Source organism: Candidatus Nomurabacteria bacterium (assembly GCA_020632395.1).
In the GTDB taxonomy this organism is placed as follows: domain Bacteria; phylum Patescibacteriota; class Dojkabacteria; order SC72; family JAHDCA01; genus JACKFQ01.
In genome coordinates this window covers 279,599-303,704 of sequence record JACKFQ010000001.1, presented here as the reverse complement: position 1 = coordinate 303,704, position 24,106 = coordinate 279,599, and the positions used below count along the sequence as shown (strand labels likewise).

Here is a 24,106-nt window from a genome sequence, read left to right as displayed (position 1 = left end):
CCTGTAGTCACTCAATTGTAAGAGATCTTACAAGGACGCTACTATCTTACTAAACACTTCTGAGTGTCCTAGTGCAATCTCTGAAAGCATTTTTCTATTCAACTGTATGTCTGCTGTTCTAAGTTTGTGGATAAGTTGGCTATATGTCATACCGTTCTCTCTTGCTGCTGCATTCATTCTGTCTATCCAGACCTTGCGTGCTTGATTCCTTCTCTTCTTTCTATCATTGTATGAGTACTGTCCGGCATGCATATATGCCTCATGTCCAACTTTATAAAGTTTGGATTTTGACATCCTGTAACCTTTGTTGGCTTTGAGGATCTTCTTATGTCTTCGTCTTCTTGTGATTCCTGTCTTTACTCTCATTTCTTTTAATTCAAAACGTTAAACACTAACGACTTTCTTATATCTTTTAACAATTGTCGAGTCAACAAGTCTGCTTGAGTTCTTCCTTCTTTTTGCTCTTTTGCTCTTGTTCGTCTTTAAATGGTGTTGACCACTCTGCTTATAGACGAGCTTAGCTACCCTATTCCCCTTTGGGTTGGTCTTCTTTATCCGTTTTAGGGCTGTTTTTCTGCTTTTCTGTCGTGCCATCAGATTTCAATGTAATGTAAATCTTTCTTCCTTCCATCTTCTTGTCGGGTTCGATACTACTATAACCGTCAAACATAGTCAATATTTCGCGAAATTTTGCTTCAGCTTGCTCTCGTGTGAATCTTCCCTTTCTGAACATAGTAAGTCGAACATTGTGACCTTTATCAAGAAAATCTTTTGCTCTGCGCACCCTGAATGCTATGTCGTTCTCAGCAATTACAGGGGTAAAACGAAATTCCTTCATTTCCTTGACCTTCCCAAGCACTTTCGATTTCTTCTGCTTCTTCTTCTGTTCGTATACATACTTGGAATAATCGATTATCTTGACTACAGGTGGGTTGGCTTGTGGGGAAACCTCGACGAGGTCTTTACCCGCAATTTCTGCTAGTCTTAATGCTTCTTGAATCGACACGATTCCGAGATTACCCTTCTCATCATCAATCAGTAGAACCTCAGGTACTCGTATCTGGTGATTTCGCCTTGGTCCGACATCTTTTTTTACAAATGGTGTATTTCTCCTAAAGTCTCTCATCTGAAATATTGAAAAATTATTTTTCCGAATGGCCAAGAGAAGGTTGTATAACCCTACCCTTAGCTTCTTCGGTTATTGTGTTGATGAAGTCCACGACCTTATGGAGGCCTTGATCCTTCATTCCTCTCACTCTAACAGAAACTGTTCCTGTTTGCTTCTCCTTCTCCCCGATCACTAATATGTACGGGATCTTCTGCATTTCAGCCTCTCTGATCTTATATCCTAGTTTTTCGGATCTGTCATCAAGATCTACTCGGATACCAGCCCCCTTCAATTGATTCATTAGCTCACGACCATATTCGATATGATCGTCTGTGATCGGAAGGATCTTTACTTGTACAGGTGATAACCAAGTTGGAAATGCACCCCCATAATGCTCGATAAGAAAAGCAAAGAATCTTTCAAATGAACCGATAAGTGCTCTATGGATGACATATGGTCTGGCTGTACCACCGTCATTTGTAGTGTACTCGAGTTCAAATCTCTCGGGTAAGTTGAAGTCCACTTGTATAGTGGATATCGTATCTTCCTTACCAAAAATATTTATGGCTTGAACATCTAATTTAGGACCATAGAATGCAGCCTCCCCAAATGCCTCGTAATAATTCACCTCATGTTTATCCAACACTTTTCTCAAGGTTTCTTCTGTCTTCTCCCAATCTTCTCTGGTTCCGCATCGCTTAAATTTCTCATCATCTGGATCGGAGAGTGACAATCTGAATTTGTAATTATCGAAGCCGATCTCCCCATAGAATATCTTCAGCATCTCCATTACCTGCATAAATTCTTCTTCCAACTGATCTGGAGAGCAGAATATATGGGCATCATTCTGTGTGAATCCACGAACCCTCTGTAGGCCTTGCAATTCTCCTGATTGTTCATAGCGATATACCGTACCCATTTCGCCAAATTTCAGAGGTAGATCCCTGTAGCTTCGCATCTCGTTCTTATATACCATCATACATGCCGGGCAATTCATCGGCTTTAGGTAATACTCTTCATCTTCTATCTTGATACCGGGATACATTGATTCTTTATAAAATTCAAGATGTCCGGAAGTCTCAAAGAGTTCTTTTTTGTTTATATGAGGTGTCAGAATATGAACGTAACCAAAGCTTCTTTCTAATGCGTACATATAATCCTCTAGCTCTCTGCGGATGATAAATCCATTTGGAAGCCATACTGGTAAACCTTGTCCGATCTCCTTGATATTTGCAAATATGCCAAGCTGTTTTCCTAGCTTACGGTGATTTCTCTCTTCAGCCATTTTCAATCTTTCCAACTGCTCCTCTAACTCCTCCTCTGTCTCAAATGCAGTACCATATATCCTGGTAAGCATTTTCTTCTTTTCATCACCTCTCCAATAAGCTCCTGCGATCCGTAGCAATTTCACTGCACCGATCTCACCTGTAGAGCTAACGTGAGGTCCCCGACACAGATCTAGAAATTCGTTATCACCTGTTATAAAGAAGCTGAGCTCTTCATCAGGGATATCATTCAGTAGGTCTAGCTTATACTCTTGCTCAAGGCCCTTGTATCGCTCAATAACACCTATTCGGGGTCGAAACTCCTGTGTGAGTGAGAGATTCCTTTTGATTATTCGTCTCATCTCTTTCTCCAATTTCGGTAGGATCTCATCGGTAACAGGCTCCGAAAATTCAAAATCATAGTAGAAGCCATCATCTATTGCTGGACCTATACCTAGTTTTGTATCTGGATAATATTTGAGAACTGCTTGTGCAAGTACATGTGAAGCAGTGTGTCTAAGTTTTTCAAGATGCGATACTTCGCGATCATCTTTAATCGATGCCATTATGGTGTTGAATATAATTTACGTGGAAATTCTATGGATTGTTTTATATCCATGTGGGGTAGACAAGTCGGTCAATTTTGTTCTTTTTGGTACCTTTTATTCTGTACATTTGGCCATATTCTATATTGAGTTGGTATATATTTCAATCACCTAGTGATCTTTTTGAATTTTCCGTCTCTACAACGAACAGAGTTATAGCATTCATACCAAATTCATAGGTTTCCAAGAGTCGTATCCCCTCAACCCTAAAATCACTTATCGGATAATGATTTGGATGTTTTAATATGAGAACACCTGGGAATTTCTTAGAACCCGGGTTCTTGATACCTGGAAGTAATCTACTAGAGTTTTGGATCATCTCCAGTATCTTAAAGCGTCTTTTTCGATTATATAGTTTGTATGGAGGATCTATGAAGATCACCTCATATGTTTGCTCTGCAGACAAAGTTTTCTTTACGAACTCCTCTACTTTCTCTTTTACCACAATTGCTTCGAGTAGGAAACCTGTTTTTTGAATATTGCCCTCTATGCAACTAATTGCTTGTTTTCCAGCATCTACAAAAAGGCAACTCTTCGCTCCTCTGGAAAGTGCCTCTATTCCAAATGAACCGGAACCCGCATAAAGATCTAGTACCGTTCTGTTGCTAATATCTCGTTCGAGCATATCAAATATCTGTGTCTTCATACGATTTGTTAGTGGTCGTGTTTTCTTCGGTATGTCGAGCATAGCGCCTTTTGCCTTACCCGCTGAAACCTTCACCTGCCCTACTGTCGTGAGGATATTATCTGTAGCCATCTGTTTTAGAAGTTCTCGTTCGCGGAGTTCATATTCATCCCAAGACTCTACTTTCCACTTAGTTCTCTGTTTCCTTAATTTTCTTAATGAGTCATGTTTTAAGCTCATGGTTAAGTTTTTACGCTATATATAATGAAATAGGATTATACCTGCACTTATGGATACATTCAATGAAAGCTTTTTTCCATGCATAGGGATCATGATCGTTTCATCAGAGATCTCAAGGATGTTCATTCCTATTCCCAATCTCTCATTACCAAAGATAAAAGCTGTCGGACCGTTTAGATCATACAGATGATAATCTTTCCCATCATCTGTTAATTCAACTGAAATGATTTTATACCCATTTCTTCTGGCAATTGTGATAGCTTCTGTTGTACTGCCATGGTGACTCCAAGAGACTGAGTCCTCTGCTCCTAGTGAAGCTTTTCTAACTTTGTGATCTCTGGGTGTTGCAGTTATCCCACAAAGATATACATGAGTAACTCCTGCCCCATCACAGGTTCTCAGAATACTACCAACGTTGTGGGAGGAACGTATATTGTCCAGTATTACAGCTATCTTACGATTTGTCATGACATTTTTATGAGATTTTATGTATTATACATCAAGGATAGTTAATGAATTCATCATATGAAAAATAATATACCTTGGAAGAAGATATTTTACTGGTTGATACTTATTGGTTTTGTTTATGCAATATCGACAAACCTTGCGGATATTGAGAATGTGATAAGCATATTACAACGTGCAGAACCGGTCTTGCTCATCTTAGCAGTGGTCGTGCAGATGATGGCCGTATATGCTCTCAGTTCAACACTATTGCAAGGATCGAGGCTTGTAGGCATCAAGAACAATAGCAATAGATCATTCTTCTACTACCTCATGATGCTGTTCTTTAATGTTGCGCTACCATTCGGTGCATGGGGTGGTATGTTCATATATTCAAAACGATTATCATCAGGATCGCATAAATCAACCTTAGGTGTGTGGGTTGGTGTTATGCTTGCACAAATTGTCGTAAACATGGTGTATTTCCTGTTTATATGTGCAGGTTTGTTATATCTGGACCTGACAGGTTTTAAAGGTTTGTCAATACTTGTGATCAGTGCTGTCATATTTTTGTTCCTGCACAGCTTAGTACTATTGTTCATGTGGTTCTCTACCTATAGACCATTGTATCTAAAGAAATTTGTCCTTGGTACTAAGGAATTTCTAGGTACATTTGGAGGTATTCGAAAGGTTTCATTCCTACAGATGGGTACTTCAAAGATCAATTCTTGGCTCGATGACTTCAATATATCCACGAGGATAATTATGAATGGTAAAGATTCCCGTTCATTGGGATTGGTTTTTATGAAGGGATTCGTAACCGTCTCGTTGTCAGTTATCGTACTTTGGTTGTTATTCTTATCATTCCAGATACATGTAGATGCTTTTCAACTGATAGTTGGGATCGGAGTGATATATCTATTTACGGTAGTTTCGCCCACACCCTATGGGATAGGCTTTGTCGAGGGTGCGGCTCAGCTTGTGTTCTCAGGTGTAGGTGTGCCAAAAGAAGCCGCTGTTGTAATAGTATTAGCATATAGGGGATTGTCAGTTTGGCTTCCGATATTTTTAGGATTCTTCGTTTTTAGACGAATGGGAAAGTAATTGTAGATCGTTCATGATCCAATGTAGAAGTATTAACAAAAACTTATACTATCTTGTGGATTTAGATCCCTACGCTTTTTACACTACTATGCTATATTCGACTACTCCTGGAGGCTTAGATTTTTATTGTCTTTAACTACACTCACAACCGTACCGTTTATGAATACATCAGATAGGTCATCACCTGATATGACGATAGGTGGATGCTCGGAAGTAGATTCTGAGACGAAATATATCGCACCTTGTTCCGTTTCTGTATGGAATTTTTTGATCATTGCGGCCTGGTCTAGTACAACGACGACATAATCACCATTCTCAGGGTGGTTCTTTGATCTATCAACTATGACATAATCGCCTTCTGATATAGACATTCCTTTTATATTTGCTCTGTTCATAGAATCTCCTTTTGCACGCAATGCATAAAGTTCTCCCTTTCCAACTAGACTGGATGTTGTGGTCAGATATCCTTCAATATTCTCAATAGCAAGTATCTCCGCAGGACCACAATTGGCCGAGCCAACTATCGGGACATTTATGAACTTGTTTTCTTTGGATCTATTTGGATTGACATTCTTGACACTATTTGTCGTTTTATCTACGATCAGAAACCCCTTTTTCTCAAGTTGTTTTAGGTGATGTCGTATCTTTTCTGGATGTTCTACCCCTATTAACTTCCCTATATCTCTTAAGGATCTGTCGGCGAGGTTAATATTTCTTGATAATGATAATAGATCTCGTTGAATGCTGTGCATATAAGGGCTATCTAATAACTTAGCACCTATAATTTAACGCATTTACGCTATAGTGTCAAGTGGGACTTGACGCCCTTGACACACTACTGTGTAGGGATTAGAATCTGAATATTAAGTTGTAAGGTGCAAGGCATGACATATATAAAAGTCGATACGAATTTTATTGAATTAGAAAAGCTTTCGCACCTTTTAAGGTTACCGAAGGCTTTGATCGAGGAAGTAGTTGATAAGGGATATGTCTCTTCAGAAGATCATACCTGCTTGAATGAAGATCTGCTAAATGTGATCCGTAGGATCCGATTAGCAGCATTTCTATCTAGTGCAAATATTGCAGAGCATGTCAGAGAGGAGATCATGTCTGGGAATTTCTCTTTAGAAGAGTATCAGACCTCTCTTATCGGATTGTACCAAAGAGAGAAGATCTCAAAAGACGAATTATCTAGGTTAAGTCAGTGGGATTCTAGTAACCCTTTTGAAGATACAACAGCGGGAATTGACCATTTGAACAGAAGTTAGTTTGAACAGAAGTACATTTGAATGTTAGACATATTTAACAGAAGGCAGTTTAAATAGAAGCGTTTTTTGGTTAGTTATCTGTAATTGAGTAGATGGGAATAACGATCGTAAAGTTTTTAAACAGATAACTGAGAAGTATGATCAGGTGTCCGGACTTTAGGTTTTAGTTAACTTAAGCTCTTTTTCATCTCAAAGATAGTGAAGGGTCTAGACGGTAGCTTTTCAGCTACCGTCTTTGCTTTGCGTAACATTTCAAGATCAGCTAGATCGGCGATCAGTAGATTTGGCAAACCTGATTGTTCTGCTCCGGTGATCTGTCCTGGCCCCCTATCTTTCAGGTCGTATTCAGCGATATCAAATCCTGATTTATGAGATACAAAATACTTCAATCTCTCGACTGTATGGGCTTCAGGATCTTCAGAACTAGGTATCACGTAACAGTATGCCTGTGAAGCACCTCTCCCTACTCTACCTCGGAGTTGATGCAACTGTGCCAGACCAAATCTTTCGGCACCCTCGATCACCATGATGTTGGCGTTTGGTATATCGATCCCGACCTCAATCACAGTCGTAGAGATCAAAACGTCTATCTTGCCACTTTGAAATTCACTCATTCTTTTCATCTTCACTTTGTCAGACAGCTTCCCGTGAAGATAGTTGATATTTAGTCCTTTTAATTCTCCTTCAGATAGTTCCTTGTAGATCTTTAATACAGATAGATCTCTCTCGGTTTCAATTTCTGATGTTTCGATCAGTGGTAGGACAATGAAGGCTTGTGTGCCGGTGCTCTTTATCTGTTCATATACCCATCGATAGCAATCCGAGCGTTTATTTACAGGTACTAGGTGTGAGGAAATAGTCTTGCGGGTGCTAGGTCCAGAGGATAGCGTCGAGACTTCCATATCACCAAAGATAATTCGTGCTAAAGTTCGTGGGATTGGTGTTGCCGACAAGCTCAGATAGTGTGGCATGAAGTTTCCACCTACCATCTCTCGGATCTTTTTCCTCTGCTCAACCCCAAATCTGTGTTGTTCGTCGATTATCACAAGTGCAGTATCTTCTGGTAGATCCTCTCTGTGCAATAGGGCGTGTGTTCCGATAAGCATTTCAGCATCGTCTTCATATATAGTTTCTTCTGAAGTTACAAGTGCAAGTTTTTCTGTGACGATAGACGAATTATTTTTAAAATTCTCGTAGTGTTGTTTTGCGAGTATAGTAGTCGGAGCAAGTAGTATGACCTTGTAACCAGCTTCAATGGTAGCTGAAGCGGCTATCATTGCGAGTACGGTTTTACCAGAACCTACATCACCATTGATCAGTCGATGCATTGGCGTGTTCTTTCTTAGATCCTCTAGGATCTCTGAGATAGTCTCCTCTTGTGCTTCAGTTAGGGTAAAAGGTAGAAGTTGTCTGATCTCCTGAAGTCTAGTATTGGAGGTGGATATCGGAACTCCAGGGTATCTTTCGATCAGAGCTTTTCGCTCCTTGATGTCGTATGCCAAACCTACCATCTCATCAAATTGTAGAGGGATTATGGATCCTTTTAGTTGTTCCATATCTTCGGGGAAATGGATCGACATAATGGATCGGTCCAGAGGTACATCAGCGTTTTCAATGTGTTCAGAAACCTCTGAAAAGTCGACTTTGCTGATGGTGTCATATAATCTGGCACGAAGCCACTTGGTCGATATACCATCAGTTTGTTTGTATATTGGGCTGATCCTGCCTAAATGAAGCTGTTCCCCATTTTGTTTGATCTCCTCGTAATTTGTGACGTAATGATCTCCCCCATGTTTGGATCTTTTGATCTGAAAAAGGTATTCGTGTGTGGGGTGGATACTTTTAATTATAAATCTCTGGTTGAACCATATCAGATTGATAGATCCTGATCCGTCATCAACTTTTGCTCGTGTTATAGTCTTTCGGCTTCGTGTGTAGCTGTTGCTGATCGCAGAAACTGTGGCTTTGATAGTTGCAGATTCTGTATGTCTTGCCTCTGATATTGGTTGGGTGTTAGTCGAATCAACATATCGTTTGGGGATATGGAGCAAAAGATCAACAATTCTATAGATACCAAGCCTCTCCAATTTTTTTGCTTGAACCGGACCTATAAATGGTACCTTAGTGATATGATCGCTAAGTTGCAACATTAGGTTTGCTATAAGCTCATTATTGCAAATATCATTGGCAGAAGTACTGTGGCTACCATCGCCACTGCAACGATGATGCTTAGGACTTTTCGAATTCGTTCTCGTGTTTTATCTTTCATACTTGGATTCTACAATGAAGCCAGGATAATTCCAAACATCTTTTTTCTACAAGGTCGGAGTGAAGTAAGGGTCATCGTTTAGGAGTTGTTTGCGAAACTCTGATTCGATAGCCTCTCTTGCTCTTCGAGTCCTAACAAATTCGAGCCATTCCCGATCTGGGAGTTTTTTATCAGGATCACGGATTATCTCGACGCGATCTCCATTCTGAAGCATTTGACTAAGTGGAGTCCTTTTTGAATTGATCATTACATCGCTTGTCTTATTCCCTATATCTGAATGAAGGCGATATGCAAGATCGATGACTGTAGAGCCTATCGGCATCTCAATCAGCTCGTTAGAAGGTGTAAAAACGAAGATCTTGTTGTCAAAGAGATCTGAATGTATCGGGATCGAGAACGAATCTTTTCTTGTAGTCTGAAATTCATACATTTTCTTGTGAATATCTTTCACCCAATAAAACTCGTAGCTTGTCTTTTTGGAACCATACACCCCTTTGTATCCAAGATGTGATGCAGGTCCGTAAATGTTGTAGTGATGCATCTCAGCAGTTTTTATCTGGATCTCATAGGTTCTATCGCTCACGCCATTGGGCATGATGATAAGATGTATCGAACGATATCCGTTTTCTTTTGGTTGTTTTATATAATCTTCATAATGCCGCATATCCACATGCGAAGTTTTGATCAGCTTCTCGGTCAGTATGTAACAATCCTCTGCTGTCGGAACAATAACTGTAAATGCAAGCAGATCAAGAATATTATCGATCGTATTTTTATCAGTATATGCTTCTTTGTTCTTAAGCTTCCGATATATGCTATAGTGACCTTTGATCCTGCCGTACACCTTCACATCTTTCCCGACACTTTTTTTTGCAAGCTTATCTAGATGTCCCATTATCTTTTCAAGCCTCATTTCGTCAACCTCTTTTCGATCTTTCATTACTTTATCGATATGTTCGTATTCAACAGGCTTGAGTATCTTGAAAGCGATCTCCTCAAGTTCTTTCTTGATCTTGTATAGGTTTAGGTATGTGCATAACGGTCCATATATTCCCATCATGTTCTGTGCCGCGATCTTCTGCTTCTTCTCACTAAGAGATTCGATGGTACGAGCATTATGCAATCTATCAGCTAATTTGATCATGATCAGGCGAAGATCTCGACTACTTCTTAATAGAAAGCGTGTTATTGTTTCCTGATCTGATCGACTTCTGGTAGCTAAAGAAAAGCCTTGTAATGCAGTGACCATAGATAATATCTCTGAGCCAAACTCTTTCTGGATTCTCAAAGAGACATCCTGATTTAATAGTGGATCTTTGCTGTTGAGGGTGTTGTGTAGAAGTGCAACAACTATAGATACAGCATCCATCCCCATCTCACTAACAATTGCAGCTACGTTTAATGGATGAAGATAGTAATCCTCTCCTGATAATCTTTTCTGTCCTTGATGGACGTTCTTTGATAGATCCATAGCCGAGATCACTGTGGATCGATACTTACTCGGAACATTTTCTAAGATATGATCTCGAAGTTGTTTATGATTCATCTTTTCCATTTCTGTAGGCACATAAGATCTTGTTAAATAAAGACCCCCATTTCTGGGGGTTCATTTCTATTTACAACTAAAACAGATCCCCCTATATATCAGGTGTAATGACAATTAGTAGTAGGTTAAAGTTGTGTTTTCTAATGGGTCTGTTCATCTCTCGTGTTATTCTAATCGTTAAAAGCTCAAGAATCAAGGAGTATCTGATATTTCTGAGTGATGTTAAGATTTAACGTTTCTTCTCAAACCATCCTTGGTTCATATATGAATGCATGTATTGTAAGTAGCTAACTACTATCTTCTGACCGGTTTTGCAGGTCGAAACTTAGTATGTCTTGCTGATATGTCCCTAAGAACTCGGGGTTCTATCCTTTTTTATTCTAATAGTATTTTTCCCCATCCTAATGACCATGCCGTCACTCGGTCTTATGATCTCGTTGAGCTTATTTATACTTTGATCTGATACCTTTACTCCTCCTTGTTCGATCAGTCGCCTTAGTGCAGATCCCGAAAGACCAAGTCCACCATATTTCTTGAGTAGATCTAGGATATTGATCTCTTCTTCAGCGACATTTACTTCAGGGATCTCGACATCATAGCTTTTATTCTGGAAAACCTCCTCAAAATATTTTTGTGCCTCTTTTGCCGAGGACTCATCTTTAAGATCCGAAGTGACTTGAAAAGCTAGTAGCTTCTTGAGAACTATAGGGTTTTCTCCTGATGCAAGTCTGTTTTGGATCTGTTCTAGTTCATCTGTAGATGCATCTGTCAGAAGCTCAAATCCCAAAAGAATTAAATCATCAGAAAAAGCCATGACCTTACCGTAGATGTCTATTGCACTGTCGGAGAGTTTTATCATATTCCCTTCAGACTTGCCCATCTTCCTACCATCATCTGTAGTTAGAAGTTTTCCTGTTAGCACGATTTTTTGCTTGTGGAGTCTTTTGATGACAAGGTCTCTACCTGTGAGCATATTGAAGAGCTGATCGTTACCTCCAATTTCTACGTCGATCCCCATATGTACTGAATCCCAACCTTGCATCAATGGATAGAGGAATTCATGAATAAATATCGGTCGATCTTCTGACAATCGTTTTTGGAACATATCTCTTTTCAACATCTGTTGAACAGTGAATTCGGAACAGAGATCGATCACCTCCGCAAAGCTCATCTGTCCGAGCCAGTCATTATTGAACAGAACTTTTACAGGATTATCAGGATTATCGATGTCAATTAATGTTTTGGCCTGTTCTTTATAGCTACGGAGATTATGTTTAACCTGCTCTGCTGTTAACTTTGTTCTGGCAGCTGATTTATCCGTAGGATCGCCTATTCTTCCAGTGAAATCACCGATAAGCATTATAACCTCGTGACCCAATTTCCTGAAATCTTCTAGTTTCCTCATCAATACAGCATTTCCTATATGAAGCGTATCTGCTGTAGGGTCAAAACCTTGGTATACCCTCAATCTTCGTCCCGATCGTAGTAGACCCTCAAGCATATCGTATGATGGTAGGACATCCTCAACAGCTTTGTGCAAAATCCTTTTTATGATCTCTTCATCTTTAGAAATATGATAGGTCTTGAACTGCAGTGTTTCAAAAACTAACTCTTCACCACTGTCTACCTCTATGGATGATTGCTCTTTTGATATCACTCCATACTTAGCATCAATATCTCCGAGGAATCTGTTTAAAGCACCCATAAAGTCCTTTGCGATACTTTCCAGGTCATCATCCTTCTTGAGCGAATCGAAAACTACCATAATTGACCGACTGTTGTCGTTTACAAGCGTCGTTGTTGCTTGTTTAGATACCAAACCGCGTGTGAGGATAGATCTCTCGTCAAAGTATGCTGGCTCTCCAGCCCTAACTAATGTCTCACCTTTCGATCTGTCACCAAATGGCATATCTTCGCTAGTTATTCCGATAGTTATATCACCCTGTACCTTTGAAATATCATGGATCCCTACGGGGACACCGTACTTTAGAGAAATTGCATTTGCAATATTTGTAAGGATATTGATATTGGGGATATCTTCAGCAGTCAGAAGTCTCTCGAGAAGTGATATATGTGCAGGGGGTTGTTGGTCAATTCGTATTTCGAGCGATCCCCACAACTTCTCCCACAGATCCTTACTGAAAGATCCCTCTAACACCTCTTCTCTCATTGTTCTGATACTATCGGTGATAGAGTACAAGTACTGATAAGAACCATCAATATCATTTAGATCATTCTTAACATCGAAGAACAGTACAGCTGTTCTATATTCTGGAGCTACCTTTTTCAGCTCTTCACCTATTGAGATCTTCATACCTGATCTTTTTTAAAATTAAAAAACGCCCTCACATAAATACACGTGTATGTATCTATGCAAAGGCGTTTGAATTAGTTATTTAAACGCGGTACCACTTTGCTTCGGCTAATAGCCCTCATTATCAATGCTCGGAGGTGTAATTCGGTGGGCATATATTTTATGGTGTATATGCCATACGGACTCTCAGCATACATCCGCTCTCTGTATCGCACTTACTGGATCTCCTCCTCAAGGCATCAATGTTAGGAGATTATATCTGATATGTTCGGATATTGCGAGGGTTGTGCTAATATCAATAGTGGATTGGTTATAAATTAGTTAGATGAGGTAAGGGTTAGATGCGTAATGAACATATTGATCTTGAGAATTATCTGAAGTCAAACTCATATACTGGATCCGGAGAGTTGGAAAGGTCAGACTTTTCCGAAGTCATAAGCAAATACGGCTACAAACCTCTCAGTAAGGGTATGAATACAAGAGCATATCTCACCAATGACGAGAGGTGGGTCGTAAAGGAAGGTCGGTGGGATCTGGATATTAGCTTCTTTAAGAATCTGAATATCCAAGTGCCGGCATCAATGACAGAATCTTTCTTAAGCGCATTCAAATTATATTTTCTCCCAAATCCCGACGTGATCATTAGGCAGTTCAATGATTATCTACTGTTTTCTGAGTACTTTGGATATTTCGACCATAGATTCCCCACAAATGAAAGATACGATAGAACAAGAGATAAACAAAGAGCTTTGCGTTCTCATCTTGATGAACAGCTAGTTAAAGCCTCTGAATTTTACGCTTTTGATCTTGATCAGAAGGTTTATGATCGAATATCATCAGTACTTGATACAAACCTTCTCCCTGCTGAATTCTTACTGTACTCTGGATCTATCTCTGAAGAGAATTCTGGGAATGACACCTACTACATTGTGCAGGAATATGTCAGAGGTGAGCTATTCCATGATGCCGATGAGCTCGAAGCACCGGATATCGTTCAGGCGAAGTTGCTTCTGGTTGCAGTGTTAGTTCTGGTCATGGCAATGTTGGAAGATAAGGTTCCGGATATGAGACCTCGCTATATGATGGGTGAATCTAGAGATTGGTTTGGTTTAACAGATAATGTGATCGTCAATGATACAGAGGTATTTTTTGTGGATACAAGATGGTTGTGGGATCTGAAGGGTAATTTTGTACAAAGGGGTTTATTTATACCTGAGATCACGATCGAATCTGCAAAACGCTTTATACATAAAATTGTCGGATGATCAGAAACCAATGGAAAGTTTTCTAATAGCTCTCGCAATCTTCTTTCCGGCTGCTATCTCAAACTCTTCTCCGATCGTTGCCTCGAAACTAAAAATCTTTCGCTTTCTAGATATTCCGATCGATCTTAGGCTTACTGTTCGAGGAAAGAGGATCTTCGGTGATCATAAAACTTTTAGGGGTTATCTAGTTGGAATTGTCGCTGGTGCCTCGACATCATACCTTCTCTTTGATGTTGCTGGGTTTCCACAACTCATAGATAGTGGATATTCTGGGTCAGCTTTTTTGTTTGGAGCAGTTCTTGGATTTGGAGCTTTATTGGGTGATTCCATTGAAAGTTTTTTCAAGCGTCAGGTTGGTGTGCAACCTGGTTCTTCTTGGGTTCCCTTCGACCAGATCGATTTCTTGATAGGTGGTTGCATTGTGGTATTGCTTTTCACTGATGTCGGTCTGTTGGTATATCTTTGGATCGTTTTGATATATGGTCTGATGCATCCTCTGGCTACGATCATCGGATACTATCTGGGTCTCAAGCAGGATAAGATCTAGTTCACTTGAAATACTTCCTTTTTTTCAAAACATCAGGCAGACATTGTTGTCCAGATCTTTTATTAGGCAGGTCGTGATCGTAAATATACCCTTTACTATATCCTAGCTCTTTCATAAGTTTTGTTGGTGCATTGCGGATATGTAAAGGGACGTCAAGTTCTCCATATTTGCGTATATCGTCTTTGATGTTGTTTGAGGCTGTGTATGCGGAATTATTTTTCGGCGCATCAGCTAGATATTGTGATAATTGGATCAGTGCCACTTCACATTCGGGCATCCCTATCCTCTGGCAAGTATCAAAAACTGCATTAGCAAGTATCAGTGCGTTAGGATCTGCATTTCCTATATCCTCAGAAGCGAAGCGAACTAAGCGTCTAGCAATATACAAAGGGTCTTCGCCTCCGGCTAACATTCTAGCAACCCAGTATGCTCCGGCATCTGCATCTGAGGATCGAAGAGATTTGTGCACTGCTGATATCAGGTTAAAATGCTCTTCACCGTTGCGATCATACATTAAAGGTCTCTGACTTGCTGATAAGATATGTTCGAGCTTCAAGACCTTCTTCTTTTTCTTATCGGAGATCTCTGATAGAAGAATTGATATTGCGATCTCAACTATATTGTAGGCACTTCTCATGTCTCCCCCGGCTAGTTTGGAAAGTTTGAGGAGAGTTGTTTTCTTATATGTGATATCCGAATACTCTAGTTTCAATACCTGTTCGAGTTTCTGTGCTATAGATCTTGCATCCAATGCTTTAAAAGTGAATACCCTGGTCCGAGATAGAAGTGCATTGTTGATAGTGAACGAGGGGTTTTCTGTCGTTGCTCCGATAAGTGTGATGATCCCCTTCTCTACATACGGAAGTAGTGTGTCTTGTTGGGCTTTGTTCCATCGATGGATCTCGTCTAAGAACACGATGGTCCTTTTGTTGAATTGATAGTTTTGGTATGCGATCTTGGTTATTTCCATGAGGTGAACCCCAAAAACTGGACACGAGGTTAAGGTGTAAAATGAGGTATGGGAAAAATAAGAAGAAAACACTCAGCGGCATTTAAGGCCACGGTTGCAAAGACAGCAATGGCAGAAAATGAAACAATGGCTGAACTAGGGTCAAAGTTTGGGATACACCCAAATCAAATCGCAAAATGGAAAACCCAGGCAGAGGAGATTCTGAAAGCCGGATTTGACAAAAAAGACCTGAGCTTAGAACTGAAGGAAAAAGAGAGGCTCATTGAAGACCTGTATAGAAAGATAGGCAAACTGGAGTATAGTTTGGACTGGCTAAAAAAAAAGATGGGAATTGACGAATGAGGAGAAACGACGACTTGTAGAAAAAAATAGTGTACTGACGAAAAAGGATCAAATAGCTCTTTTACAGTTGAACAAAAGTACTTACTACTACAAACCAGTAGAAGTCAGTGAATATGACCAATACCTACTTAATCGAATCGATGAGATCTACACAAAAAGACCCTTTTACGGGTATAGACCAATTACGGACGAACTTAATACCACAGGAGACGATGTGAATCACAAGAAGGTTCTACGACTGATGAATCTGTTGGGCATATCGGCAGTAGTGCCCAAAAAGAATCTCAGCAAATTCAATGAGGTTGACCAGAAATATCCGTACTTGCTCAAAGATCTTGAGATAACGAAACCAAATCAGGTCTGGTGCAGTGACATTACGTACATCAGAATGCGACATGGATTCTTGTATCTGATAGCCGAAATGGATTGGTATTCAAGATATGTAATCAGCTGGAAATTGACAAATACAATGCATAAGTCAGGTTGTGTCAGTGTTCTACAGGAGGCTTTAAACCAAGGCCGGCCACAGATTTCGAATACAGATCAGGGAAGCCAGTATACCAGTCAGGAGTACACGGATCTTCTGAAAATTTACAGTGTAAAGATCAGCATGGATGGGAGGGGTCGGGCATTTGACAATATCTTCATCGAGAGGTTGTGGAGAACTGTGAAATATGAGGAAGTGTACCTGTATGATTATGCTGACGGAAACGAAGCTCGAGATCGACTAGAGAAGTACTTTTTGTTCTACAACCATCAGAGGAGACATAGCTCACTTGAGAAGAGAACTCCTGCTGATGTATACTTTAATTATTAAATCAAGGGAAAGGAGGTTAATCCACCTTAACTTTGGGCAAATCGTGTCCAAAGAATGGGGTTCACCTTACCATGAGCTTTTTCTTTCCACTCGATACCGCTTGCAGTTTGTAAAAGTCGTACCTTAGATCTTGTGATATCACGTATGCTAGAGTTGTTTTGCCTGTACCGGGAGGTCCCCAAAAGATCATAGAAGGAAGCTTGTTGCTCTCCATAAGTTTTCGTATTGGTCCTTGATCCCCTATCAAGTGTTCTTGACCGATCATGTCAGATAGGGTCAGTGGGCGATACTTAGATGCTAATGGTTCGTCCATCGGCTACTACTTAAATTGATATTCGAATAGTGTGTAACTATTATTTAGTTCGTGTACCTTTGTGGCTTCAATATTTTCTAATTTGTCGTTCAAGCTGTAAATGATAACTCCTGCTTTTGTGGGTAATTTGGTTGCGAGTGCACGGATGATCTTACTATCAAGGTTGAGATAGATCTTATTGTACTTTGTTAGATCGGTCTTTAGTAAGTTTTCTGTAAGTATATGTGATCTTCGTCTATTGAGAAGTCGTAATAGCTGTGCTGTGACAAGGTGTACAGGGGATAATTCGACTCCGTAGCTTTGGCAGTACTTTGCTGCTGTGTTCACCATTCTAAAATCCCCAGCCCCTAGATCTATGAACTTATCAGAGGGCTGAAGATCCATCAACTTAATGATCTTTGGTATCAACTCGGTTGGTGTGTCAGGGTCTTTCGAATACCTTGTCCTGATAAGCAAACTTAAAATGATGGTGCTGATTGAAAGTCCACCAAGAATTGCAAATGATAAAAATAATCCTTTTGTCATGATGTGTTATTATAGCAAAGATATTCGAATCTCAAACCAAATCTTATGAATGGAATTTTGCTTATAGATAAAGAGCCGGGAATCAGCTCTTTTGATGTTATCCGCAGGATCAAACATCATTCTGTTGAAAAATTAAAGATAGGACATGCAGGGACTTTGGACCCGTTTGCGTCAGGGCTTCTTGTGATACTTTTGGGTAGGGCAACGAAAACGATGGATATGTTTCACAAAATGAGAAAAGGATATAGTTTCACAGTCGAGTTTGGGTATGAAACAGACACGCTTGATCCTACTGGGGAAAAGATCTTTATTGATACTGATCAGCATAACTTCACTCCGACTGAGATCAAAAGTGTTTTACTTAGTTTTAGAGGTGAGCAAACCCAAATCCCTCCGATATATTCTGCAAAGAAAGTAAAGGGTAAACGAGCATATGATATAGCACGAAAAGGAGGAACGCCGGTCTTAGAGCCAATAAAGGTCAATATCTATAAATTAGAACACATTTCTGGAGAAGGATCACAACACACATTTGAAGCGACAGTATCAAGTGGAACATATATCAGAAGTCTAGCATCTGACATAGGACGGGCTTTAGGGTCCTATGCGACTACAACAGCACTGAGAAGAACTTTCATAGGTGACTATGCTGTGACTGATGCCGTACCTTCAAAATTATTAGATAGAATAGAATTGGCAGATAAATTATTACCGACACCTACATGGAAGGAAAATGTTATGTAGTAGCGACTCCTATAGGGAATTTGGGTGATCTAACTGTACGAGCTATAGAAACTCTGAAGGAGGTCGATATCATACTTGCTGAAGATACTCGTCATACCAAGAAATTGTTAGATCATTATTCGATAAATGTACCTTTACTATCCTATCGAGATCAGAATCATGATCGTGTTTACTCAGATATACTACATTCTGTAAAGTCAGGATCGAATATCGCATTAGTGTCTGATGCCGGAACACCTTTGATCAGTGATCCCGGTTTCAAACTGATAAGAGCCTTTCGTCATGATGGTATTGATGTTGTTGCGATACCTGGGGCGAGTTCAGTTATTGCGGCACTTTCAATTTCGGGAATTCCAACAGATAGATTCTTCTTCCTAGGATTTCTTCCAAAAAAACCTTCTGCACGTATCCGGATGTTGACCGATCATATGGAACATGAAGCTACAGTAGTCTTGTTCGAATCACCCTATCGTGTGATAAAGTTGCTTCAGGAGATAGTGACCATAGATCAGGAACGTATAGTGGTGATATGTAAAGATCTAACCAAGCTTCACGAAAAAGTAATGTTTGGTACCGCAAACGAGCTATATGAATCCCTAAAAGAAAAAGATCTCAAAGGTGAATACGTTGTCTGCATTGCAAAAGCTGGGTTCAATACATAATTACTCGATAGAGATCAATATTTACTCCATGTAAAAGTTGGTTCATACCACTGTGATCCACTTCAAATTCTGTTGCTATTACATGAACTTATGAAATGATCAGTTCCGGAGTTATCGGTATGATCTTTCGGTATGATCTTGATGTATCGTTATATCCTAAAGATCTTCTCAAAATTCTCTGAGGTCTGAAGGATGACTTTATCTAAAGGTGTTTTGGTAACTTCACTGACAGCTTTCGCTATCTCAGTCAGATCAGCAGGTTCTCCATAAACGCTCCTTGGTTTTTTACCTCGTATCGGGAGATATGGAGCATCAGTTTCTAATAGGATGTTTTCGATCGGCAGGCTATGGATCATATCTCTTACGCTTTCACCAGATCTGTATGTGATTATCGCATTTACACCAATAGCAAAGCCTAAGTTGGTGATATCTGATGAAAACTCCTTATTTCCAGTATAACTGTGAAATGATCCGGTCAGATTACCCATCCCCACCTCAGCACATATCTCAAGAGCATCAGTGATACATTCAGTCGACTCTGCAACATCTCTTGTGTGGATCGTGATCGGGAGATCATGTTCCAAAGCAAGGTGGACATGGTCTCTGAATAACTGTTTTTGAAGCTGTTTGATCTCGCTTTTTTCAACAAGCGAATATTGATCTGTAGTATCTAGGTGAAAGTAATCAAGACCAGTTTCACCTATTGCAATAATATATCTTCTATTTCTTTCTAGAAGCGAATTTATCATCTTGAACATATGAGTTGCAGATGTAAGACTTTTCAGGGGTTTGGAGTATGGAGAATGCTCACCTATCAATGTAGGGTGTAATCCAACTGCGGATCGTATTAGGATATCTTTTCGAGTCAGATTCTTTCGGGTGTATTCTACAGACTCGAATGATGTTTCGGGGTCATAGCCTACATTGAGGATCCCCTTCCCTCCTACTTCTATAAATCTTCTGACTAATCTATCAATGTCACTTACCAATTCCTCTGAGGATATGTGTGTGTGTGAATCGTACATACTATTTCCCAAACTAATATTTCTGTTATTATATCTTAACTTAAACATCAAATCTCTGTGAGATCATGAAAGAACCAGATCAGAAGATCGATAAGAAAGATCAACTGCAAGATCAGATAAATACTCTGAATAGATCGTTGGAGAAGCTTACATCGCTTAGATATCAGTTTATCAAAGGTGTGTATTCTGGATTAGGTTCTGCTGTCGGAGCAACACTGATCTTTGCGATAATGATCATCTTGATCGATAGATTGATACGACAGATAGGTGATATCCCTGTGATCGCGCCCCTATTGGAATTCATAAATGCCTCAATCGGAAAGTAGTGGTGTCAAGAGATCCGCTTCATCTCCCAATCTCCAAAATGCCAATCCAGCAATTTGATACTTCTCTGCTAGTGATCTTCTGGCTTCGATACCTTTCTGGTCTTGAAAGAATAATGTACATTTGAGGTCTGTCGCACAAGTATAATTTGCAACACCCTCATTGTATGTATAGTTATGGGTGACTTGGAAGTCCTCTATCGATCGTAATTGTGATAGATCAGAAAATGTTGTCGCACTTACCCCACCTGTTGAGATCCATTCGTATCCATATAGGTGTGTGCCAAGCCATATCTTTTCTGACGGGATCTTTGTCACGGTGTATTTCAGTACATTTTCCATCCAATCGATCGGGGCAATAGGTCCTGGTTCGCGTGAACTGTTCGGTGTGTAATCGTATGTCATGATCCTAACCTCATCAGCAAGCTTGCCTATCAGTTCGAGTTCTTGAACTGCACGTGTTTCTTTCAATGAAGGGTATATCACATTGTCTCCCCATTGTGCCAGGATAGTTATTGATAGGATCTTGTTGTCTTTTTGCAAGCGAGTACTAAGCTCGTCTACAAAAGTGAGAAATCGATCTTTGTCGGATAGATAGATCATCTCATAATCGATGTCTATCCCGTCAAAATCATTAATAGCGACCTGGTCGATGATCTGGTTGATATGTCTTGAGAAGTTTGTATTGCTATTCAGGATCTGGGTTAATACTTCCGCATCGAACATAGCGATGGAGGGTATGACGCGTATATCATTGTCTTTACAGAACTGTAGGAATGTTTTGTACCCACTGGGGAATTTGATATCAAGTGAGCCGTCAGGTGTCGGAGAATACCAAACTGGAGATATGGATCCGAATATCTCTGGCTGTTTCTGTAATGATGCAACTCCGGCAGTGTGACCCCATGAAGGTATCCAGGCAGTATACTTGAGTTGATCTCCGCTCTGTATTGGCTCAGGTTGTGATATGTTTGTATCTGGTTTCGGCTCTACTTGGGGTAATTTATCGGGTGATCGATCAGATGCTTGATCACTCTCGTCTGGTGATTGTATGGGTTGTTCTTCTCTTTGGTCGTTGGTATATAGTTGCTTGATACTTTCTATGTCGTCTTCTTTAATTTCCGTTGATGAATTGGTTCTGATAGTGTAATCATAGTAAAATATGCCCACGACAGTGAGTAGTGCGAGGATCAATAATATAATTGTGGTAAGATTGCGAGTTTTCAATTTGTAGAATGTTACAGGTAATGCAACATCAAATAAAGAAGTATAGTTATCTATCATACAAGATTCTTACTAAAAGTATCTCTATCTTCATCAAAAAAGTAAGATCGATATTTTGGCAGATAGATCCTCGGATAGTAGGCTCGTTTGGTGTAGATCGTCTACCCTATCCAGTAAGGTGGGATAGGTATTTTGATACCAAAAGGATATTGGTCGAGATTGGTTCTGGTCATGGTGAGCTTTTACATCATCTTGCCACTGTCAATGAAGATGCTGTATCTATTGGTTTTGAGATATCGAGTGAATATACTCGTAGGACTGAGAAGAAGATCAAAGATCAGTCTAACGCATTGGTCTATAAAGCAGATGCGTATCCGTTTATATCAAAATTGTTCGACAAAAACACTGTGTCCAAGATCTATATTTTGTTTCCCGACCCGTGGCACAAGAAAAGACATCATAAACGAAGACCGATCACGAGTAGATGGTTGTATTCTATCTGGTCGGTTTTACAAGAAGGAGGCGAAATACTCTTTGTCACTGATTGGGATGAGTACTATGGTTTTGTAGATGCGGAGGTAAGCAAATTTGCTACGTACAGGGTAGATTGTAAAATTGAAAAGGGAGTTTATAGTCCCAAACTGCTCAATCTGATCGAAACGCACTACTACAAGAAGTGGGAAGAAATCGGTCGTACTTTTCAATACATCAAACTGAGTAAATACCCCTAATTTGGAACTATCTGCTTTGGGATCTGTAGATCGCCTGCGATCTTGTTGAAAGTATCTATCCAGACAGGTACTACTGTTGTTGCAGCATACTGTCCCAAACCGGGTTCTTCGAGCCTAATTAGCATGATCATATGTGGATCATCGACTGGTGCGAAGCCAACAAATGTTGTGTTTATCCTGTCATCATAATATCCGGCTCGATCTTTATAAGGGATCTGTGCTGTTCCGGTTTTACCAGCGACATCATAATCCGGGAGATATTGTGCAAAGATAGCTGATCCATCCCCCTTCCTTACTACAGATCGAAGCATCGCTGCTACAGTATCGGCAGTTTCAGCACTTATGGGATTTGCTATTTGTTGTGGTTCGAACTCAATTGTCTCATCCTCATCGATCACTGATGAGACGAGATACGGTTTCATTCTAACTCCATGATTCGCTATGGTACTTAGGGCTGAGATCATTTGCATAGGTGATGAAGCAACAGATTGACCAAATGATGTCACTGCTAGATCGAGTTCGATCCAATCCTTTTGTGGTTTGAGATAGCTGTTACTTTCTTCTTGTAGTCCAAGTCCAATATATTCACCTATTCCAAATTGTGTCATTAACGGATAATACTTCTCTAATCCTACTTTCAAGGCTGTTTGTGCAATGCATGGATTGTTGGAATACTGTAGATATTGTTCTGGTGTTATCGAACCGTCTGGCATACCATCCCAAGTACGGATCTTCACCTCATCTGTTCTACCTTCATACATTGTGAAATAACCAGTCAGATCATCACAGACAGTCTCTGGTGTTATCGATCCTGTCTCCAGTCCGATCGCTACTGTGATCGGTTTGAAGATCGAACCGGGTTCGTATACATCAGAGACAGCCTTGTTGCTGAATATCCACGGCTCTTGTGTTCTCCAATACTCATTTGGGTTGTAATTTGGGTAATTTGCAATAGCAAGGATGGCACCTGTTGTTGGATCCATCACGATCGTGCTACCACTTTTCGCCTGATATTTTGTCACGCCCTCCTTTAGCACCTCTTCGACTTTGGTCTGGATCGAAGGTACTATCGTCAGTTTGATATCTTTACCCCTGCGAGGTAGTACAGGCTCATATTCTGATGTGAGAATCACATTGCCCAAAGCATCTTTCTCTTCGTAGGTAAATCCTTCAGCTCCGATCAGATCTCCATAATAGTATCCCTCGATGCCATAAACACCCTTTTCCTCTCCGTTTTCGTCTTGTCCCATGAAGCCTAGTATATGTGAGGCTAGAGTTCCATTTGGGTATACACGCTTTTCTCCTTGTATAAAATATAAGCCGAATCCCGGAGACTTTTTCGTAAATATTTGAGTTTCCTCAAGGGCTTTTTTTGTTTGTGTATCTACATCCTTAGCGATAGGGACAAATCTTATATCATCTGTTATCTTCTCTGAAACACTTTCTTTGTCTAATTGTAAGATCCCTGCGACGGCGGCAACAAATTTATCCTTTTCTGCAAAGAATTCGGTTCGTTCGTTTTCGATAGTGCTTAAGGATATATAGATGTCCCACGATGGTTGGTCAGTTGCTAGTATCGTATCATCTGACGCATATATCATACCTCTTGCAGAGGCTTGGCGATCAGAATCAATGTATTGGGATTGAGCTAGGGCTTTGAAATATTCACCATTTATGATCTGCCATCGGCTCATTTGTAAGATTATCCCAATCGCAAATATCGTCAAACCAGCATAAATGATCGCGGTTGAGATAGTGAATAGCTTTTCACCATTTTCCTGAGGTTTCTGGCGTTTTCGGTCAGCTTTAAAAGTCATATTGGCAGTGGAT

At 40.0% G+C, this 24,106-nt stretch carries 25 protein-coding genes; 10 read left to right on the top strand and 15 right to left on the bottom strand.

Annotated features, from left to right (window positions below; genetic code table 11):
• Nucleotides 1-27: 27 nt before the first annotated feature.
• The 5 genes from rplT to H6763_01445 form a co-directional block, all read right to left on the bottom strand.
• A complete protein-coding gene (gene rplT / locus H6763_01465) occupies nt 28-366 on the bottom strand; it encodes a 50S ribosomal protein L20 (protein MCB9803476.1) in 339 nt (112 codons plus the stop codon).
• A 160-nt stretch (nt 367-526) separates the two neighbouring features.
• On the bottom strand, nt 527-1,126 hold the full coding sequence (gene infC / locus H6763_01460; GenBank protein ID MCB9803475.1) for a translation initiation factor IF-3: 600 nt from the start codon (nt 1,124-1,126) through the stop codon (nt 527-529).
• 16 nt (nt 1,127-1,142) lie between these two features.
• Complete coding sequence (thrS, locus tag H6763_01455) at nt 1,143-2,939, bottom strand: threonine--tRNA ligase (GenBank protein ID MCB9803474.1); 1,797 nt, start codon at nt 2,937-2,939, stop codon at nt 1,143-1,145.
• Between the two features lie 142 nt (nt 2,940-3,081).
• Nucleotides 3,082-3,843 (bottom strand): RsmD family RNA methyltransferase, encoded by a 762-nt coding sequence (locus H6763_01450; GenBank protein MCB9803473.1) that lies wholly within the window; start codon nt 3,841-3,843, stop codon nt 3,082-3,084.
• Nucleotides 3,844-3,858: 15 nt separating this feature from the next.
• The gene (locus H6763_01445) at nt 3,859-4,311 is read right to left on the bottom strand and encodes an RNA methyltransferase (GenBank protein ID MCB9803472.1); all 453 of its coding nucleotides are present in this window, start codon (nt 4,309-4,311) and stop codon (nt 3,859-3,861) included.
• 57 nt (nt 4,312-4,368) lie between these two features.
• Here H6763_01445 and H6763_01440 point away from each other — a divergent pair, with 57 nt between their 5' ends.
• Nucleotides 4,369-5,391 carry a flippase-like domain-containing protein gene (locus H6763_01440; GenBank protein MCB9803471.1) on the top strand — a complete coding sequence of 341 codons (1,023 nt, stop codon included), beginning with the start codon at nt 4,369-4,371 and terminating at the stop codon, nt 5,389-5,391.
• A gap of 101 nt (nt 5,392-5,492) precedes the next feature.
• Here H6763_01440 and H6763_01435 read toward each other — a convergent pair whose 3' ends face one another.
• A complete protein-coding gene (locus H6763_01435; GenBank protein ID MCB9803470.1) occupies nt 5,493-6,143 on the bottom strand; it encodes a hypothetical protein in 651 nt (216 codons plus the stop codon).
• 132 nt (nt 6,144-6,275) lie between these two features.
• Here H6763_01435 and H6763_01430 point away from each other — a divergent pair, with 132 nt between their 5' ends.
• Nucleotides 6,276-6,659: a hypothetical protein gene (locus tag H6763_01430; GenBank protein MCB9803469.1), complete on the top strand. Its 384-nt coding sequence runs from the start codon at nt 6,276-6,278 to the stop codon at nt 6,657-6,659.
• A 167-nt stretch (nt 6,660-6,826) separates the two neighbouring features.
• Here the strand turns inward: H6763_01430 and H6763_01425 are convergent, their stop codons facing one another.
• From H6763_01425 to tyrS, 3 genes are all read right to left on the bottom strand, one after another.
• The gene (locus tag H6763_01425) at nt 6,827-8,809 is read right to left on the bottom strand and encodes an ATP-dependent DNA helicase RecG (protein MCB9803468.1); all 1,983 of its coding nucleotides are present in this window, start codon (nt 8,807-8,809) and stop codon (nt 6,827-6,829) included.
• Between the two features lie 165 nt (nt 8,810-8,974).
• Nucleotides 8,975-10,483, bottom strand: a complete 1,509-nt coding sequence (locus H6763_01420; GenBank protein MCB9803467.1) for a bifunctional (p)ppGpp synthetase/guanosine-3',5'-bis(diphosphate) 3'-pyrophosphohydrolase — start codon at nt 10,481-10,483, stop codon at nt 8,975-8,977.
• Between the two features lie 340 nt (nt 10,484-10,823).
• Nucleotides 10,824-12,788, bottom strand: a complete 1,965-nt coding sequence (gene tyrS / locus H6763_01415) for a tyrosine--tRNA ligase (GenBank protein MCB9803466.1) — start codon at nt 12,786-12,788, stop codon at nt 10,824-10,826.
• Nucleotides 12,789-13,129: 341 nt separating this feature from the next.
• Here tyrS and H6763_01410 point away from each other — a divergent pair, with 341 nt between their 5' ends.
• Both H6763_01410 and H6763_01405 read left to right on the top strand, forming a co-directional pair.
• Complete coding sequence (locus tag H6763_01410) at nt 13,130-14,053, top strand: hypothetical protein (protein MCB9803465.1); 924 nt, start codon at nt 13,130-13,132, stop codon at nt 14,051-14,053.
• A gap of 10 nt (nt 14,054-14,063) precedes the next feature.
• Complete coding sequence (locus H6763_01405; protein ID MCB9803464.1) at nt 14,064-14,600, top strand: CDP-archaeol synthase; 537 nt, start codon at nt 14,064-14,066, stop codon at nt 14,598-14,600.
• A 1-nt stretch (nt 14,601) separates the two neighbouring features.
• On the opposite strand, the gene H6763_01400 is transcribed toward H6763_01405, so the two are convergent.
• Complete coding sequence (locus tag H6763_01400) at nt 14,602-15,570, bottom strand: replication-associated recombination protein A (protein ID MCB9803463.1); 969 nt, start codon at nt 15,568-15,570, stop codon at nt 14,602-14,604.
• A 48-nt stretch (nt 15,571-15,618) separates the two neighbouring features.
• Here H6763_01400 and H6763_01395 point away from each other — a divergent pair, with 48 nt between their 5' ends.
• Nucleotides 15,619-15,912, top strand: a complete 294-nt coding sequence (locus H6763_01395; GenBank protein ID MCB9803462.1) for a transposase — start codon at nt 15,619-15,621, stop codon at nt 15,910-15,912.
• On the top strand, nt 15,902-16,729 hold the full coding sequence (locus H6763_01390; protein ID MCB9803461.1) for an IS3 family transposase: 828 nt from the start codon (nt 15,902-15,904) through the stop codon (nt 16,727-16,729). The genes H6763_01395 and H6763_01390 overlap by 11 nt, the downstream gene beginning before the upstream one ends.
• A gap of 61 nt (nt 16,730-16,790) precedes the next feature.
• On the opposite strand, the gene H6763_01385 is transcribed toward H6763_01390, so the two are convergent.
• Both H6763_01385 and H6763_01380 read right to left on the bottom strand, forming a co-directional pair.
• On the bottom strand, nt 16,791-17,042 hold the full coding sequence (locus H6763_01385) for an AAA family ATPase (protein MCB9803460.1): 252 nt from the start codon (nt 17,040-17,042) through the stop codon (nt 16,791-16,793).
• A gap of 6 nt (nt 17,043-17,048) precedes the next feature.
• Nucleotides 17,049-17,567, bottom strand: a complete 519-nt coding sequence (locus tag H6763_01380) for a hypothetical protein (protein ID MCB9803459.1) — start codon at nt 17,565-17,567, stop codon at nt 17,049-17,051.
• A gap of 45 nt (nt 17,568-17,612) precedes the next feature.
• On the opposite strand from H6763_01380, the gene truB reads away from it, so the two are divergent.
• Together truB and rsmI are read left to right on the top strand one after the other, a co-directional pair.
• Complete coding sequence (gene truB / locus H6763_01375) at nt 17,613-18,311, top strand: tRNA pseudouridine(55) synthase TruB (protein MCB9803458.1); 699 nt, start codon at nt 17,613-17,615, stop codon at nt 18,309-18,311.
• Nucleotides 18,290-18,973 carry a 16S rRNA (cytidine(1402)-2'-O)-methyltransferase gene (gene rsmI, locus H6763_01370; protein ID MCB9803457.1) on the top strand — a complete coding sequence of 228 codons (684 nt, stop codon included), beginning with the start codon at nt 18,290-18,292 and terminating at the stop codon, nt 18,971-18,973. The genes truB and rsmI overlap by 22 nt, the downstream gene beginning before the upstream one ends.
• A 149-nt stretch (nt 18,974-19,122) precedes the next feature.
• On the opposite strand, the gene H6763_01365 is transcribed toward rsmI, so the two are convergent.
• Nucleotides 19,123-19,998 carry a TatD family hydrolase gene (locus H6763_01365; protein ID MCB9803456.1) on the bottom strand — a complete coding sequence of 292 codons (876 nt, stop codon included), beginning with the start codon at nt 19,996-19,998 and terminating at the stop codon, nt 19,123-19,125.
• A gap of 65 nt (nt 19,999-20,063) precedes the next feature.
• Here H6763_01365 and H6763_01360 point away from each other — a divergent pair, with 65 nt between their 5' ends.
• Nucleotides 20,064-20,324: a hypothetical protein gene (locus H6763_01360; protein MCB9803455.1), complete on the top strand. Its 261-nt coding sequence runs from the start codon at nt 20,064-20,066 to the stop codon at nt 20,322-20,324.
• Here the strand turns inward: H6763_01360 and H6763_01355 are convergent.
• The gene (locus H6763_01355; protein ID MCB9803454.1) at nt 20,310-21,605 is read right to left on the bottom strand and encodes a hypothetical protein; all 1,296 of its coding nucleotides are present in this window, start codon (nt 21,603-21,605) and stop codon (nt 20,310-20,312) included. The genes H6763_01360 and H6763_01355 overlap by 15 nt on opposite strands.
• On the opposite strand from H6763_01355, the gene H6763_01350 reads away from it, so the two are divergent.
• Entirely contained in the window at nt 21,569-22,276 is a 708-nt protein-coding gene (locus H6763_01350) for a hypothetical protein (protein MCB9803453.1), read from the top strand. The two genes, H6763_01355 and H6763_01350, sit on opposite strands and share 37 nt — an antisense overlap.
• Here the strand turns inward: H6763_01350 and H6763_01345 are convergent.
• On the bottom strand, nt 22,273-24,093 hold the full coding sequence (locus H6763_01345) for a penicillin-binding protein 2 (protein MCB9803452.1): 1,821 nt from the start codon (nt 24,091-24,093) through the stop codon (nt 22,273-22,275). The two genes, H6763_01350 and H6763_01345, sit on opposite strands and share 4 nt — an antisense overlap.
• Nucleotides 24,094-24,106: the final 13 nt, after the last annotated feature.